The sequence below is a fragment of the Longispora sp. NPDC051575 genome (assembly GCF_040681875.1).
Taxonomy (GTDB): domain Bacteria; phylum Actinomycetota; class Actinomycetes; order Mycobacteriales; family Micromonosporaceae; genus Longispora.
On the sequence record NZ_JBFAZP010000010.1, the window covers coordinates 240010 to 255239 of the forward strand.

The 15230-nt window shown below is 70.2% G+C and carries 13 protein-coding genes; 8 read left to right on the forward strand and 5 right to left on the reverse strand.

Annotated features, from left to right (window positions below; translation table 11 throughout):
• Window positions 1–133: 133 nt before the first annotated feature.
• Entirely contained in the window at window positions 134–2377 is a 2244-nt protein-coding gene (locus tag AB0M43_RS30220; protein WP_363729175.1) for an FdhF/YdeP family oxidoreductase, read from the reverse strand.
• A gap of 31 nt (window positions 2378–2408) precedes the next feature.
• Here AB0M43_RS30220 and AB0M43_RS30225 point away from each other — a divergent pair, with 31 nt between their 5' ends.
• Complete coding sequence (locus tag AB0M43_RS30225) at window positions 2409–3443, forward strand: hypothetical protein (protein ID WP_363729176.1); 1035 nt, start codon at window positions 2409–2411, stop codon at window positions 3441–3443.
• A gap of 81 nt (window positions 3444–3524) precedes the next feature.
• Here the strand turns inward: AB0M43_RS30225 and AB0M43_RS30230 are convergent, their stop codons facing one another.
• Entirely contained in the window at window positions 3525–3956 is a 432-nt protein-coding gene (locus AB0M43_RS30230) for an Lrp/AsnC family transcriptional regulator (protein WP_363729177.1), read from the reverse strand.
• Window positions 3957–4043: 87 nt separating this feature from the next.
• Here AB0M43_RS30230 and AB0M43_RS30235 point away from each other — a divergent pair, with 87 nt between their 5' ends.
• The 3 genes from AB0M43_RS30235 (at window position 4044) to AB0M43_RS30245 (ending at window position 7639) form a co-directional block, all read left to right on the forward strand.
• On the forward strand, window positions 4044–4550 hold the full coding sequence (locus AB0M43_RS30235; protein WP_363729178.1) for a SigE family RNA polymerase sigma factor: 507 nt from the start codon (window positions 4044–4046) through the stop codon (window positions 4548–4550).
• The gene (locus AB0M43_RS30240; protein ID WP_363729179.1) at window positions 4551–5849 is read left to right on the forward strand and encodes a hypothetical protein; all 1299 of its coding nucleotides are present in this window, start codon (window positions 4551–4553) and stop codon (window positions 5847–5849) included. It begins immediately after the preceding gene.
• A gap of 230 nt (window positions 5850–6079) precedes the next feature.
• Entirely contained in the window at window positions 6080–7639 is a 1560-nt protein-coding gene (locus AB0M43_RS30245) for a ricin-type beta-trefoil lectin domain protein (protein WP_363729180.1), read from the forward strand.
• 47 nt (window positions 7640–7686) lie between these two features.
• Here the strand turns inward: AB0M43_RS30245 and AB0M43_RS30250 are convergent, their stop codons facing one another.
• The 3 genes from AB0M43_RS30250 to AB0M43_RS30260 are packed head-to-tail and all read right to left on the reverse strand — an operon-like array spanning window position 7687 to window position 10207.
• Entirely contained in the window at window positions 7687–9012 is a 1326-nt protein-coding gene (locus AB0M43_RS30250; RefSeq protein WP_363729181.1) for a HAMP domain-containing sensor histidine kinase, read from the reverse strand.
• Entirely contained in the window at window positions 9009–9719 is a 711-nt protein-coding gene (locus AB0M43_RS30255) for a response regulator transcription factor (RefSeq protein ID WP_363729182.1), read from the reverse strand. The genes AB0M43_RS30250 and AB0M43_RS30255 overlap by 4 nt, the downstream gene beginning before the upstream one ends.
• 56 nt (window positions 9720–9775) lie before the next feature.
• Window positions 9776–10207, reverse strand: coding sequence for a hypothetical protein (locus AB0M43_RS30260; RefSeq protein WP_363729183.1), 432 nt, complete (start codon window positions 10205–10207; stop codon window positions 9776–9778).
• Between the two features lie 145 nt (window positions 10208–10352).
• Between AB0M43_RS30260 and AB0M43_RS30265 the strand changes: the two genes are divergently transcribed.
• The 4 genes from AB0M43_RS30265 to AB0M43_RS30280 all read left to right on the forward strand — a co-directional run bounded on the left by AB0M43_RS30265 (window position 10353) and on the right by AB0M43_RS30280 (window position 15225).
• Window positions 10353–12479 (forward strand): (Fe-S)-binding protein, encoded by a 2127-nt coding sequence (locus tag AB0M43_RS30265; protein ID WP_363729184.1) that lies wholly within the window; start codon window positions 10353–10355, stop codon window positions 12477–12479.
• The gene (locus AB0M43_RS30270; RefSeq protein ID WP_363729185.1) at window positions 12476–12919 is read left to right on the forward strand and encodes a hypothetical protein; all 444 of its coding nucleotides are present in this window, start codon (window positions 12476–12478) and stop codon (window positions 12917–12919) included. The genes AB0M43_RS30265 and AB0M43_RS30270 overlap by 4 nt, the downstream gene beginning before the upstream one ends.
• 69 nt (window positions 12920–12988) lie before the next feature.
• Window positions 12989–14236 (forward strand): hemolysin family protein, encoded by a 1248-nt coding sequence (locus AB0M43_RS30275; protein WP_363729186.1) that lies wholly within the window; start codon window positions 12989–12991, stop codon window positions 14234–14236.
• Window positions 14230–15225: a hemolysin family protein gene (locus tag AB0M43_RS30280; RefSeq protein ID WP_363729318.1), complete on the forward strand. Its 996-nt coding sequence runs from the start codon at window positions 14230–14232 to the stop codon at window positions 15223–15225. The genes AB0M43_RS30275 and AB0M43_RS30280 overlap by 7 nt, the downstream gene beginning before the upstream one ends.
• The last annotated feature ends 5 nt before the right edge of the window (window positions 15226–15230 follow it).

Here is a 15230-nt window from a genome sequence, read left to right on the forward strand (position 1 = left end):
TCGACGGAAGGCCAGGCTAGCCTAACTGCGGGTGACAGGGCTAGGGGCACACGTGCTGACCGGCCGATCGTAGCCGGCCCTGGTCGGGCCGCCGCCCGGCCAGGCGCGGAGCCGCCGACCACCTGCTGACCGACTAGCCGGCGGGCTCCAGTCGGACGATCACGGACTTCGATGTCGGCGTGTTCGAGCCCACGGCCACCGAGTCCAACGGGACCAGCACGTTCGCCTCGGGGAAGTAGGTCGCGACGCAGCCGCGCGCCGTCGGATAGGCCACGGCCCGGAAGCCCTCCGCCCGCCGCTCGCCGTCCGGCCACTCGCTGATGATGTCCACCATGGACCCGTCGGCGAGCCCCCGTTCGGCCAGGTCCTCGGCGTGCGCGAACACGACCCGGCGGCCGGCCTTGATCCCCCGGTACCGGTCATCGAGCCCGTAGATCGTGGTGTTGTACTGGTCGTGGCTGCGCAACGTCTGCATCAGCAGCCGCCCCTCGGGCACGTCGATCGAGGTCAACGGGCTGACGGTGAACCGGGCCCGCCCGTCCGGCGTGTCGAACGACCGCGAGTCGCGCGGCGGGTGCGGCAGGGTGAACCCGGCCCCGTCGAGCCGGTTCTCGAAGTCCGCGAAGCCGGGCACGACCCGCGCGATCCGGGCCCGCACCGCCGCGTAGTCGTGCTCGAACGACTCCCACGGGATCGTGTCGTCCAGGGTCGCGGCCCCGAGCCGGCTGACGATCGCCACCTCGGACAGCAGGGTCGGCGAGGCGGGCGGCAGTGACCCCCGGGAGGCGTGCACGCAGCTCATCGAGTCCTCGACGGTGACGAACCCGGCCGGGTCGGCCTCGGTGCGCCCCAGGCAGGGCAGGATCAGTGCCGTCGCACCGGTGACCGTGTGCGACCGGTTGAGCTTCGTGGAGATCTGCACGGTCAGCTCGCAGGTCCGCAGCGCGGCCTCGGTGGCGGCCGTGTCGGGGGTGGCCGCCGCGAAGTTGCCGCCCATGCCCACGAACACCCTGACCTGGCCGTCGCGCATGGCCCGGATGGTCTCGACGGTGTCGTGGCCGGTCGCCGCCGGTACCCGGAAACCGAATTCCGCGCCGAGTGCCGGACCCCAGGCGGGCACCCGCTCCCACACGCCCATCGTCCGGTCGCCCTGCACGTTCGAGTGGCCCCGGACCGGGCACAGGCCGGCGCCCGGCTTGCCGATCATGCCGCGCAGCAGCTGGACGTTGACGACCTCCTGGATGGTGGCCACCGCGTCCCGGTGCTGGGTGAGGCCCATCGCCCAGCACACGATCGTCGCGTCGCTGGCCGCGAACAGGGCCGCCGTCTCCTCGATCTCGGCCCGGGTCAGCCCGGTGGCCTCCTCGGTGACGGCCCAGTCGACCTCGCTGACGTGCGCGGCGTAGCTGTCGAAGCCCGTGGTGTGCGCGGCGATGAACTCCCGGTCGGCGTGCGGCAGGAGCAGCGTGCCGAGCGCCTGGAACAACGCGAGGTCCCCGCCGACCCGGATCTGGAGGTACTGGTCGGCCAGCGTCGTCCCCGAGCCCACCACCCCGGAGGCCTTCTGCGGGTTCTTGAACGCCAGCAGCCCCGCCTCGGGCAGCGGGTTCACCGCGATGATCTTCGCGCCGTTCCGCTTGGCGTGCTCCAGCGCGGTGAGCATCCGGGGGTGGTTGGTGCCCGGGTTCTGGCCGACGACCACGATCAGCGAGGACCGCTGGATGTCCTCCAGGGTCACCGAGCCCTTGCCGATCCCGATGGTGGCGTTCAGCGCGGTGCCCGAGGACTCGTGGCACATGTTCGAGCAGTCGGGCAGGTTGTTCGTGCCGAAGGCCCGCGCGAACAGCTGGTAAAGGAACGCGGCCTCGTTGCTGGTCCGGCCCGAGGTGTAGAAGGCGGCGGCGTCCGGGGTGTCCAGGCCGCGCAGCGTCGACGCGGTCAGCGCGAACGCGTCCGGCCAGGAGATCGGCCGGTAGTGGGTGTCGCCGGGGCGCAGGACCACCGGGTGGGTCAGCCGGCCCTGCTGCCCGAGCCAGTAGTCGGACTTCTCGGCCAGCTCGGCGACGGGATGTGTGGCGAAGAACTCGGGGGTCACCCGGCGCAGGGTCGCCTCCTCGGCGACGGCCTTCGCCCCGTTCTCGCAGAACTCGAAGGGCGTGCGGTGCCCGGCGGTCTCCGGCCACGCGCAGCCGGGGCAGTCGAAACCGGACTTCTGGTTGACCTTGAGCAGGGTCAGCGCGCTGCGCCGGACACCCATCTCGCCGACCGCCGCCCGCAGGCTGGCGACCACGCCGGGTATTCCGGCGGCTACCCGTTTCGGCTCGCTGACGCGCAGGTCACGGTCGCCAACATCATCCCGGGGAGCTTTCTTGGCCATGACCCCGAGACTAGTCGTTAGGGTAGGGCCCATGCTCTACGACGATGTCGACACCGTGGACCTCAAGTCGAAGGTCACCGCAGCGTGGCAGGACTTCACCCGGGCCCTGGCCCGAGCGCTGCCGACCCTGCCCCCGGACGTGCGACTGGACCTCACCCTGGACCCGACGGCCTCCGGCACCGGGGAGGCGATCTACGAGATCAACGTCATCATCGGCGCCGACAAGCAGATGGCCGGCTACGCCGTCGGAAACGCCAACCTCCCCGAGGGGTACCGGCTGGACCGCACCGCCGTCGGCCACATGATCGAACTGGGCTGGTCGCCCCCGGGCGTCGTGGACGGTTCGGAGGGCAACTTCGGCCTGCACGCGACCGCCGAGGAGGGCCCGCAGCTCGCCGCCCTACTCAGCCGCACCATGCGCGACGTGTACGGCGCGCCGCACCCCGCCTTCCTCACCTACACGGTCCGCCCGCTGAACGAGGCGATCGAGGCCGCCCCGGCCGGCCCGGCGACCCTGGCCACCGCCCGGCCCGCGCCGACCCTGCCGGAGGTCGAGACGGCCGGCCAGGACGCCGTGCTGTCCCAGGCCATGGAGGTGGCGTCCGCGCTGCCGCTGGCCGACAAGGTGCGCACCGTGGTGGCGGCCCTGCTCAAGACCGAGCCGGACAAGCTGGAGGTGGACGACGAGGGCGAGATCGGGGTCCGCGCCGGTTCCGCCATGGTCTTCGTCAAGGTGCACGAGAACCCGGCCGTCGTGGACGTGTACTCGCCGATCCTCACCGAGGTCGCCCCCGACGCGAAGCTGTACGAGCGCCTGGCCCAGTTGACCCGCCGGATGCCCATCGGCCGGCTGTACTGCACGGACAAGACCGTCTGGGCGTCCGTCCCGGTGTTCGGCCGCGACTTCCAGCCCACGCACCTCATGCTGGCCGTGCAGGTGATGATGGGCCTGGCCGACGAGCTGGACGACCGGCTGCACGGCGAGTTCGGCGGCAAGCGGTTCTTCGGCGAGGGCGACGTGGTGCACAAGCCGACGGGCGAGGAGCGCACGGGGATGTACCTGTAACGGCGCGCGCACCCCGGCGGTCGGGCCGTTCCGGCCCGGTCCCGGGCTCCGCCCGGGACGCGGCGGCTCCGCCGCCGCCCGCTACACCGAGTCCACCAGCCTCGTCAGCACGATCATCGACCGCGAGGACGTGACGAACGGCTCCCCCCGCAGCCGTTCCAACACCTGCTCCAGGTGCGCGATGTCCGCCGCCCGGATGTGCACGAGCGCGTCGGCCTCCCCGGAGACCGTGTAGGCCTCGACGACCTCCGGGTGCCGGCGCACGGCCGCCGCGAGCTGTGCGGGCGTGGTCCGTCCCGTGCAGAACAGCTCCACGAACGACTCGGTGGTCCAGCCCAGCGCCGCCGGGTCGACGATCGCCGTGAACCCCTTGATCACGCCGGTGGCCCGCAGCCGGTCGACCCGGCGCTTCACGGCGGGCGCGGACAGGGCGACAAGTACGCCGATATCCGCATACGACTGCCGCGCATCCTCGCTGAGCGCGGTTACGATCCGCCGGTCGATGTCGTCCATGGGCTCACCGTAGTCGACTGCAACCTTGCTCCCGGGTGGGACGTGTTGCTGCCGTCACGAGGACCTGACCGGGGAGAACGCGAGAAGATGATGGTACGAGCGGCGCCGCCCACCGAGGTGGGGACAGGCGATTTCGAGGAGCTGTACGCGGCTCACTTCCACAACCTGACCGTCCAGTTGTACGCCTACGCGGGCGACATGGGTCAGGCGCAGGAACTCGTGCAGGAGGCGTTCTGCCGGGCGTACAGCCGGTGGAAGCAGATCTCCACCTACGACGACCCGGTCGCCTGGGTCCGCAAGGTCGCCTGGAACCTGGCGACGAGCCGCTGGCGCCGGGCCCGGACCGCCGCGAACTTCCTCCGCAAGCACCGCGAGCAGCACGTCTCCGCGCCCAGTCCGGACCGGGTCGCCCTGGCCGCTGCCCTGGCCACCCTGCCGGAGAAGCAGCGGGGCGCCGTCGTCCTGCACTACCTGGCGGACATGCCGATCACCGAGATCGCCACCGTCCTGGGCGCGGCCGAGGGCACCGTCAAATCGTGGCTGCACCGGGGCCGGACCGCCCTGGCCGCCCAACTCTCAGAGCAGGAGAACTAGATGTCGGACTTCGAGCAGGAGACCAAGCTGCACGGCGCGTTCGCCGCGTTCCGGGCGGAGAGCATGCACGACGTGTCCCCGGCGGGTACGGACGCGGTGCGGTCGACGGTGCGCCACCAGCGCAAGGTGCGCAACATCGCCCTCGGGGTGCTCGCGCTGACCGTGATGGCCGTGCCCGTGGCGGCGTACGCGACCCTCCAGGGCGACCCGCACGGCCCACCTCCGGGGGTACCGGGCACGACGGCCCCGGTGACCGCCGAGCCGACGCCCGTCCCGAGCCCGTCGGCGTCCCTCGACCAGAAGGCGCCCGACCTGCCCAACGCGAGGATCGCCGTGCCCGGGTGGCCCGGTGGCGAGAACATCACGAAGTTCTGCGCCGCGGGCACGTACACGTTCGCGAACGGCAAGGTGGTCTTCGGCCAGCACGAGGGCTACGAGAGCACCTACTCCCAGGACACGGAGTATCCCCTCGTGCGCGCCGACCTGGACGGGCAGCCGGGCGACGAGATCCTGATGCACCTGACGTGCTCGGGGCCGGGTTCCTTCCACCCCCAGCAGTTGCTGGCGTTGAAGCCGTTGCCGGACGGCACCGTGCGCACCCTCGGCTGGGTGATCGCCCCGAAGCCGGGCGAGATCTACGCCTACCGCGAGGTGTCGGTGAAGGTCGCCGACCGGGTGGTGAGTGTCGAGGTGATGGGCGCGTACCGCACGAACGGCTGGTACACCCGGAAGCAGACCCGGTCCTACCGGTACGAGGGGACGGCGTTCAAGCAGGTCGCCGGTCCGACGAGCTTCCCCGTGGTCCCGTCGACCCTCCGGGGTCTCGACCTGCGCCAGCAGCCGGTCCAGGTGACGGACTTCGGTTGCACCGGCTGCCGGCTGGCCATCGTGAACTTCGTGGACGGACGCGGCTCGGACACGGTCCAGACGGCCTTCATGACCGATCCCACGCGGGTGGCCGTCTACGAGTTCACGATCGAGGGCTTCGTCATCGCCGGCCCGCAGGGCGGTGAGCACGCCCTCGCCCTGGTCACGAGCCGGGCGCCGGACGGGGCCACCCAGAAGCGGGTCTACGACGTGCGGGTCGGCACGACCGGGCCGGGCGACGAGTTCGGCGTGATCCTGGAGAACCCGGTGGCAGCCACGGGCAAGGGCGGCGTGACCGACATCGTCGGCATCAAGGCCGGCCCGCGGGAGTCGACCGTGGAGGTGACGGTGCGGACCGCCGCCGGCCAGGAGGCGCGGATCTACCAGTGGGGGGTCACGGGCTCGCAGAGCTGGTCGCACGAGCCGAGCTGAAAGAAGGGACGCCGTACCGCCTTCCACGGGGGAAGAAGGCGGTACGGCGTCTCTGCCCACCAGCTTACGGACGAGGTGGACACTTGTCGAGTGCGACTCATCTTTCGTACCGGATAAGGGTTTTCGCGGGTTATCAACGCATCGCATGCCATCGATATTGAGAAGTATTCACATTCGTCCCCTCGGGCATTACCGTGCGGTAACACGCACGTATCGAGAGGAGTTCGTCGATGCGCCTCATGCCCCGCCTGGCTGCGACCGCAGTCGGCTTCCTGGCCGCCGCGGCACTCGCCGCACCCGGTCAGGCCGCAGTGGACACCCGCCCGGACATCCAACCCCTCCCCGCGAATCTCGAGGCACAGCGCGCCACCGAGGCCACCGGCCTGTACGGAAACCCGGCCATCAAGCCCATCGACGCGCGCAAGACCGGCGTGATCACCATGGGCGACAGCGAGATCTCCGGCGAGGGCGCGGGCAACTACGAGCCCGGTACCCACCAGGACGGCAACTGGTGCGACCGGTCCAGGGACCAGGCCGTCTGGCGGCTGACCATCCCGGTCGACGTGCGCTACAACGTGGCCTGCTCGGGCGGCCAGCCCTCCGACCTGGTCTACGGCGGCACCCACCAGTGGCAGGAGCTCAACCAGGGCGAGAACCTCGCGATCAAGGCCCGCAACACGAAGCTCAAGCTGATCTGGGTGGTCGTCGGGGCCAACGGGTCGGGCAACATCGAGTTCGGGCCGGTCGCCACCGACTGCGCCAAGCGGCGGATCTTCTTCCAGGGCGTGTGCTGGCCGACGTACACCGACGCGTGGAAGGCCCGGGCCGAGCACACCCGGCAGCAGGTCGAGTGGGCGGTCAACGACATCAAGCAGACCATGACCAACGCCGGCTACCTGGCCAGCGACTACAAGATCTCCCTGATGGGGTACCCGAGTCCGATCAGTCCCGACGTCGAGGACAACCCCAACTTCCCCGGCTGGTACTCCGGCGGCTGCACCATCTACCTCGCCGACGCCGCGTTCGGGCGCAACAAGGCCGTGCCGATCTTCGAGTCCGCCGAGCGCAGGGCCGCCCAGAACACCGGCGTCATGTACCTCGACGCCAGCCGGCTGTTCCACGGCCACGAGGTGTGCACCGAGACCACCTGGGCCCGGGGCATCTACATCGAGAACGGCAACATCTTCGACGAGAACGCCGCCCGGCAGTCCGCGCACCCCAACGCCGCCGGGCACGGCGCGTTCGCCGAGTGCATGAGCGCCTTCTACAACTCCGGCCTCCAGACCGCGACCTGTGTGGACCCGGGCAACACCAACCACGGCGCGATCTTCCCGGGGCTGTTCGAGTTCAGGCAGCTGCGGGTCGGCGGCCAGTGCCTCGACGCCGAGGGCTACAACTCCCGCTACGACACCCAACTCCTGGCCTGGCCCTGCCACGGCGGCCGCAACCAGGGCTTCTGGTACGACTCGGCCACCAAGGCGCTGCACGTCGAGCTGAACCACGACCGGTGCGTCGACGCGGCCGGCGGCACCCTCGGGGTCGGTACGAAGCTCGTGCTGTGGGACTGCCACCTCGGCGCGAACCAGAAGTGGACCCTCGACACGAACGGCATCCACCCGGCCAGCCGGACGGACCTGTGCGTGGCGTTCGACGGGGCGGCCGACGGCTCGTGGGCGCGCCTGGCGGCCTGCAACGGCGGTACCCATCAGAAGTGGTCCTTCGAGTCCCGGAACTTCCCGAACCCGGCGGGCTACAACTACAACGACTTCATCGGCTCCCGGGTCTACTGAGGCCCCCGGTCTCCTGAGGCGCCAGGGTCTCCAGCGGCTCGGCCGACCTAGAACCGGATCGTGAAGCGGGCTCCGCCCTCCGGGGCGTGGCCCGCTTCGATCTTCGCGCCCATCCGGCTGATCAGCCGCGCGGCCAACGCCAACCCGAGCCCGGACCCCACCGGCCGCACATCCCGGTACTTCTCGTGCAGCACCCCCTGGTGGAACGCCACCGCCAGGTCCTCGTCCGCGAGCCCCGGGCCGCCGTCGCGCACCTCCAGCACGTCGTACCGCGCGGACAGCACCAGCGGCGCGCCCGTCGGCAACGCCCGCACCGCGTTGGACACCAGGATGTCCACCACCTGGCGCAGCCGGCCCGGGTCGGTGTTCACGAGCACCGGCTCCGAGGGCAGCTCCGTCCGCAGGTCCAGGCCGACCTCCAGGCACCGGGGCCGCCACGCCTCCGCCGTCGCCTGGACCAGCGAACCCAGCTCGACGGCCACCAGCTCCACCGGGAAGTCGGCGGCCTCCAACCGGGCCAGGGACAGCAGGTCGGACACCAGCCGGTCGAGCCGGTCGGCCTCGGCGAGGATCGTGCGGCCCGCGCCGAAGGTGCCGTCGTCGGAGATCACGCCGTCGGAGAGCGCTTCCGCGTACCCCCGGATGGTGGTCAACGGGGTTCTGAGCTCGTGGGAGACCGACATCAGGAAGTCGCGTTGCCGGCCCTCGCTGGTCGCCAGCGCGGCGGCGAGGTCGTTGAGCGCCCGGGCCAGGTCGGCGACCTCGTCGGGCGGTTCCACCGGTAGTCGGACGGTCCGGTCGCCCGCGGACATCCGCCGGGCGGCGGCCGCCGCGTCCCGGATCGGTTTCGCCTGCCGCCGGGCCAGCATGAACCCGGCGACCAGCCCGGCGAGCAGGCCCGCGCCGAGGGCGAGCCACAGCCGGCCCCACACCGCGTTGGACGTGGTGGAGATCGCCGGCTCCAACAGGACGATGGCGTCGCCGGGGGTGTTCAGCGGCCGGCCGTCGGCGATCACCCGGCGACCCTGGAACAGGACGATCTTGCAGTCGACGGTCTTGCCGATGCTCACGTCGCGGATCACGTCGATCGGCAGGCCGGGCCGGTCGGGCTTGCCGTCGAGCACCAGCACGATGTCGATCCGGCTCGCCCGCAACCGCCGCACGATGTTCAGCTGCTGCTGCTGTCCCGGCGCCGTACCCAACATCGCCGTGGCGATCTCGGTCTTCGACTCCAGCTTGCCCCGGGCCTCACTCTGCGCGGCCCGCAGGCCGAGCGGGAGCGCCACCAGTGCCGTGACCACCACGGCGATGATGGCGACCGTGCAGGTGACGAGCATCGCCCGCGCGGTCAGTCCGGAACTGCGGAGTGTCACGGCTCGGTGCTCTCCGCGCCACCCTCGACCGAGTAACCCACCCCCCGGACCGTGCGGATCGGGCTCGCGTCACCGAGCTTGCCGCGGACCTGGGCGACGTGGACGTCGACGGTGCGGGTGCCGGCCAGTGCCGCGTACCCCCATACGGAGGCCAGCAGCTCCTCCCGGCTGAACACCCGGCCGGGCCGGCTCATCAGCCGGGCCAGCAACTCGAACTCGGTCGGGGTCAGCGCGATCTCGACGCCCGCCGAGTAGACCCGGCGCTGTTCGTTGTCGAGCCGCACCCCGCCGACCTGGCGAATCTTGTCGGCGCTCGGCGGACCCTCGGTGCGGCGCAGCACGGTACGGATCCGGGCCACCAGCTCCCGGGGGCTGAACGGTTTGGTGATGTAGTCGTCGCCGCCCAGCTCGAGACCGACCACCCTGTCGACCTCGTCGTCGCGCGCGGTGAGGAACAGGACCGGGGTCCAGTCGCCCTCCTCGCGCAGGCGGCGGCAGATCTCCAGGCCGTCGATGCCGGGCAGGCCGATGTCGAGAACGATCGCGATCGGGCGCATCCGGCGGGCCGCAGCCAGGGCGGACTCGCCGTCGTACTCGGTGTGGACTCCGAAGCCTTCCCGGGTCAGGTACAACCGCACCAGGTCAGCGATCGGTCGCTCGTCGTCGACGACGAGCACGAGTCCTTTTCCAGGCGTGTCGGTACCCATTGGCACATCGTGCCTGATCAGAAGCCAGATCCTGTAACGCCACTGTGCGAGTCGGGTTAAACCGTAATTGGCACCGGAGCGAAGAGACCGCTGAACTGGGCATTCACTCGCCAGAGCTGTCGGGAGCGACCCCGGTTGATGAAGAACCGGTGCCGCGTGTCGCCCGTCGTGGCCGCGAACTCGACCGCCGACTGCCGTTCGTTGGTCCGCCAGACCACGTCGTCGAGGTCCGACAGCGGGGTGTCCAGGTGCAGCTGGACCTTTCCGGTCAGGCGGGACTGGCGGGTGACGACGAGCCGCTGACGGGTCAGCAGCAGCAGGTACTCCCTGGTCAGGGACACCTCCGGCCGCTGGCACCCGGTGACGAGGAAAACCGTGTCGTCGTGGTCGATGCAGCGCCGGAAGACAGGCATGTGCATGGTGAGGACGATGCTGCGGATGCCGGACTCGGCGGCAGCCGGCAGCACCGTACGGGAGAATTGATCCACGTGTTGGTCAACGGCCCAGGTCAGCGGGGGTGACGGTGGCCGCCCGGGGCGTCCGCAGGAATTTGCAGCCCGCAGACGGGTACGGTGACTCCGGGATGGCTAATATTACTCGCGGGTAATAAGTCGCGCGGAGGGTGAGCAGCACATGGGAGTCACGCAGATCGTGGCCACGGTCGTGGCGGTCCTGGTGACCGTGGTGGCAATCGCGCTGTTTGCCCGGTCTGTCGGGTCGATGGTGAAGATCATCAAACTCGGTCAGCCCGACCCGACACGGTCGAAGCCGCTCGCCCAGCGCCTCGTGAACATGCTGAAGGAGACCCTCGGGCACACCCGGATGCTGAAGTGGACCACGGTCGGCATCGCGCACTGGTTCGTGTTCATCGGCTTCGGCACCCTGGCGCTCACCCTGGCCGAGGCGTTCGGCGAGGTCGTGGACCCCGAGTTCGAGCTGCCGCTGATCGGCGGCTGGGCGCCCTACGGGCTGTTCATCGAGTTCATCGCGGCGGCGCTCCTCGTCAGCATCGTGACCCTGATCGTGATCCGCCAGGTGCACCGGCGCCGGCCGCAGTCCCGGTTCCGCGGGTCGGCGATGGGCCAGGCCTACTACGTCGAGTTCACCATCACCGCGATCGGCGTGTGCATCTTCCTGATCCGGGGCTTCAAGGACGCGGCCGGCCACTTCGAGTACCCGGTGTGGTCCGCCCCGATCTCGCACGGCATCGGCGCGCTGCTGCCCGCCAAGGGTGCCCTGACGGCGGTCACCATCGTCGCCCTGATCAAGATCATCATTTCCTGGCTGTTCTTCATCGTGATCTCCCAGAAGCTCACGATGGGCGTCGCCTGGCACCGGTTCGCCGCCTTCTTCAACATCTTCTTCAAGCGGGAGGCCGACGGGCGCACCGCCCTCGGCGCGCTCAAGCCCGTCATGTCCGACGGCAAGCCGCTCGACTTCGAGGAGGCCGACCCGGACAAGGACCTGTTCGGCGTCTCCAAGATCGAGGAGTTCAGCTGGAAGGGCCTGCTCGACTTCAGTACGTGCACCGAGTGCGGGCGCTGCCAGTCGCAGTGTCCGGCGTGGAACACCGGTAAGCCGCTGTCCCCGAAGCTGCTGATCACCTCGCTGCGCGACCACGCGTACGCCAAGGCGCCCTACCTCCTGGCCGGCAGCCCCGACGACCACTCGAAGATCGACGCCCTCGGCCTCGCCGCCTCGCTCAAGGAGGCCGGCCGTCCGCTGGTCGGCACCGAGGAGGAGGGTGGCATCATCGACCCCGACGTGCTGTGGTCGTGCACCACGTGCGGCGCGTGCGTCGAGCAGTGCCCCGTCGACATCGAGCACGTGGACCACATCGTCGACATGCGCCGGTACCAGGTGATGATCGAGTCCAGCTTCCCCAGCGAGGCCGGCGTCATGCTCAAGAACCTGGAGAGCAAGGGCAACCCGTGGGGCGCGAACCCCAACTCGCGGGAGGACTGGACGAAGGGCCTCGACTTCGAGGTGCCCCGGGTCGACGGCGAGACCGAGTTCGAGTACCTGTTCTGGGTCGGTTGCGCCGGCGCCCTGGAGGACAAGGCCAAGAAGACCACCCGGGCCGTCGCCACGCTGCTGCACGAGGCCGGCGTGTCCTACGCGATCCTCGGCAACGGCGAGGGCTGCACGGGTGACCCGGCCCGCCGGATCGGCAACGAGTTCCTGTTCCAGATGCTCGCCCAGCAGAACGTCGAGACGCTGAACGAGGCCGGGGTCAAGAAGATCGTCGCCACCTGCCCGCACTGCTTCAACACCATCGGCAACGAGTACCCGGAGTTCGGCGGCCGGTTCGAGGTCGTGCACCACACCGAGCTGCTCAGCCACCTCGTGTCCACCGGCAAGCTCAAGCCGGTCGTGCCGATCGAGGGCGGCCTGACCTACCACGACCCGTGCTACCTGGGCCGGCACAACAAGATCTACAGCCCGCCCCGGGAGGTACTGGGCGCCGCGCTCGGCGCCGGCACGGTCACCGAGATGCCCCGCAACACCGAGCGGTCCTTCTGCTGCGGCGCCGGCGGCGCGCGGATGTACATGGAAGAGACCATCGGCAAGCGGATCAACATCGAACGCGTCGAGGAGGCCCTGACCACCGGGGCGCAGACCATCGCTGTCGGCTGCCCCTTCTGCTTCACTATGCTCGGCGACGGCGTGACCGGAAAGAAGGCCTCCGGCGACGCCCCCGATTCGGTGGAGGTCGTGGACGTGGCAACGGTGCTGCTCAGGTCGATCAAGACATCATGATCCCCAAATACCTGAAACGACCCAAGTACGCCATCTTCCTCGGCGTCTTCGTCGTGCTGGTCGGGGCGATGTTCCTGACCCCGCGCAAGAGCAACACGTGGAAGCCGGCCGCCGACTGCGCCAAGCCGTCCCTGACGACCCTCGGCGACCGGATGGCCACGGGCGCGAAGGTGTACTGGGCGGCCACCGGCCCCGAGGGCACGTACGCGCTCACCGTCGGGGCCGCCGAGCTCACCCTCGACGCGGCCCAGAAGGTGACCGTCACGAAGACCGACTCCGCCGTGCCGCCCATCACGGGCCTCACTGACCTGTCCGGCTGCCTCAAGTCGGGCTCGATCGACGGGGTGCTGCCGGCCGGGGACCACATCCTGCGGCTGTTCCGGATCGACGGTCAGACGGCCACGGAGGTCGCGCGGAAGGACTTCAAGGTCACCGGATGACGAGCCCGGTAGGATCATCCTCCGAGGGGTGATTTTTCAGTGGGTGATCTACTGCCGTTAGCCGCTTTCGTGTTGCTTACGGCGGGGTGCGCGTTCTTTGTTGCGGCCGAGTTCTCCCTGGTCACGGTTGACCGGGCGGCCATCGAGCAACAAGCGGCCTCCGGCGACCGCAAGTCCAGGACCGTGCAGAAGGCGCTGCGGACCCTGTCCTTCCAGCTTTCCGGCGCGCAGCTCGGCATCACGCTGACCGCGCTGTTGAGCGGATACCTGTCCAAGCCCGCGATCACGCACCTGATCGACCCGGTGATCAGCAACGACGGGGTCGCGACGGGCATCGCGCTGGGCATCGCGACCCTGTTCTCCATGCTGTTCGGCGAACTGGTGCCGAAGAACGCCGCGCTGGCCAGGCCGATGCCGATCGCCCGGGCCACCGCGCCCTGGCAGCGCCGGTTCTCCACCGCGTTCGGCTGGCTGATCAAGATCCTGAACGGCTCCGCGAACTGGCTGGTCCGCCGGATGGGCATCGAGCCCCAGGAGGAGCTGGCCAGCGCCCGCTCGCCCGAGGAGCTGGGCCTGCTGGTGGCCATGTCGGCCAAGGCCGGCGCGATGGACGCCGAGACCGCCGCGCTGCTGCGCCGGACGATCCGGTTCGGGGACAAGCGGGCCGCCGAGGCGATGACCCCCCGGGTCGACGTCGTGGCGCTGCCCGCCGACGCCACCGTCGCGGACATGATCAGCCGGGTACGGGAGACGGGCCGCAGCCGCTTCCCGGTGTACGTGGACACCCTCGACCAGGTCGTCGGCGTCGCCACCATCGCCGACGCGCTGGCCATCGACCCCGCGCACCGCGGCTTCGTCCGGGTCCGCAACGTGGCCCGCGAGCCCGTCTTCGTCCCCGAGTCCCTCGACCTCGACTCCGTCCTCGACGAGCTGCGGCGCGGCGACTCGGACCTCGCGATCGTCGTCGACGAGTACGGCGGCACGGACGGCGTCGTCACTATCGAGGACCTGGTCGAGGAGCTGGTCGGCGAGATCGTCGACGAACACGACCGCCGCGAACTGGCCGCCCCCGTCACCGAGACGGTGTCCGGGGTGCTCCGCGAGGACGAGGTCCAGGAGCAGACCGGCTTCTCCCTCCCCGACGGCCCGTACGAGACCCTGGCCGGCTTCCTCCTCGCCCAACTGGGCCACCTGCCGGACGTCGGCGAACGCGTCGAGTACGAGGGCTGGGAGTTCACGGTGACCGAGATGGACAAGCACCGGATCGAGCAGGTCAAGGTGCAGCCGCCGGTCTCCGAGGACGACGAGGAATCATGAACCTGCTGCTGACCCTCATCCTGCTGGTGGGCAACGCGTTCTTCGTCGCCGCCGAGTTCGCCCTGATCGCCTCGCGCAGCACCATGCTCGAACCGATGGCCGAGAAGTCCCGGGTCGCCCGGTGGGCCCTGTCCGCCATGCGCCAGCTGCCGCTGATGATCGCGGGCGCCCAGCTCGGCGTGACGATCTGTTCGCTCGGCCTGGGCGCCGTCGCGGAACCGGCCCTCGCGCACCTGCTGGAGGCCCCGTTCCACGCGGTGGGGATGCCGGCGGGCGCCGTACACCCCACAGCTTTCGTCCTTGCTCTGGCGATCGTGGTCTTCCTGCACACGGTGCTCGGCGAGATGGTGCCGAAGAACATCACGCTCGCCGGCCCCGAGCAGGCCGTGCTGTGGCTCGGGCCGCCGATGCTGGTGTTCTGCCTGGCGCTCAAGCCGCTGCTGGTGGCCCTGAAGTGGGCGGCCAAGCAGGTGCTGCGGATCTGGCGGATCGAGGCCGCCGACGCGGTCAAGACGATCTACACCGCCGAGGAACTGGCCGGGCTCGTCGCCGAGTCGCGGACCGAGGGCCTGCTCGACGCCGAGGAGCACGCCCGGATCACCGGCGCGCTCGCCCTGCGCCAGCGCACCGCCGCCGACGCGATGCGGACCTGGTCGCAGGTCGTCTCCGTCGAGCCGTCGATCACGGCCGCCGAGGTGGAGGCGCTCGCCACCCGCACCCGGCGCTCGCGGTTCCCCGTCGTGGACGAGGCCGGCCTGGTGCGCGGGTTCTTCCACGTCAAGGACGTGCTGGGCGTCTCCAGCCCGCCGCTGCTGCGCCCGCTGCCGACCGTCACCCCCGGTGTCACGCTCGCCGAGCTGTTGCTGCACATGCGGCGCGAGCACCGGCACATCGTGCTCGTGGCCGACAGCGGCCGGCCGCTGGGCATCGTGACGCTGGACGACGTGCTGAACGCGGTCGTGGGCACCCGGGCGGTCCCGGCCACGTAGGTCGC

What these genes read in the sequence shown, in the direction of transcription:
- AB0M43_RS30270 (WP_363729185.1), top strand. Translation starts at nt 12,476, where the DNA reads ATGATCCCCAAATACCTGAAACGACCCAAGTACGCCATCTTCCTCGGC.
- AB0M43_RS30220 (WP_363729175.1), bottom strand. Translation starts at nt 2,377, where the DNA reads ATGGCCAAGAAAGCTCCCCGGGATGATGTTGGCGACCGTGACCTGCGC.
- AB0M43_RS30230 (WP_363729177.1), bottom strand. Translation starts at nt 3,956, where the DNA reads ATGGACGACATCGACCGGCGGATCGTAACCGCGCTCAGCGAGGATGCG.
- AB0M43_RS30240 (WP_363729179.1), top strand. Translation starts at nt 4,551, where the DNA reads ATGTCGGACTTCGAGCAGGAGACCAAGCTGCACGGCGCGTTCGCCGCG.
- AB0M43_RS30245 (WP_363729180.1), top strand. Translation starts at nt 6,080, where the DNA reads ATGCGCCTCATGCCCCGCCTGGCTGCGACCGCAGTCGGCTTCCTGGCC.
- AB0M43_RS30235 (WP_363729178.1), top strand. Translation starts at nt 4,044, where the DNA reads ATGATGGTACGAGCGGCGCCGCCCACCGAGGTGGGGACAGGCGATTTC.
- AB0M43_RS30265 (WP_363729184.1), top strand. Translation starts at nt 10,353, where the DNA reads ATGGGAGTCACGCAGATCGTGGCCACGGTCGTGGCGGTCCTGGTGACC.
- AB0M43_RS30225 (WP_363729176.1), top strand. Translation starts at nt 2,409, where the DNA reads ATGCTCTACGACGATGTCGACACCGTGGACCTCAAGTCGAAGGTCACC.
- AB0M43_RS30255 (WP_363729182.1), bottom strand. Translation starts at nt 9,719, where the DNA reads ATGGGTACCGACACGCCTGGAAAAGGACTCGTGCTCGTCGTCGACGAC.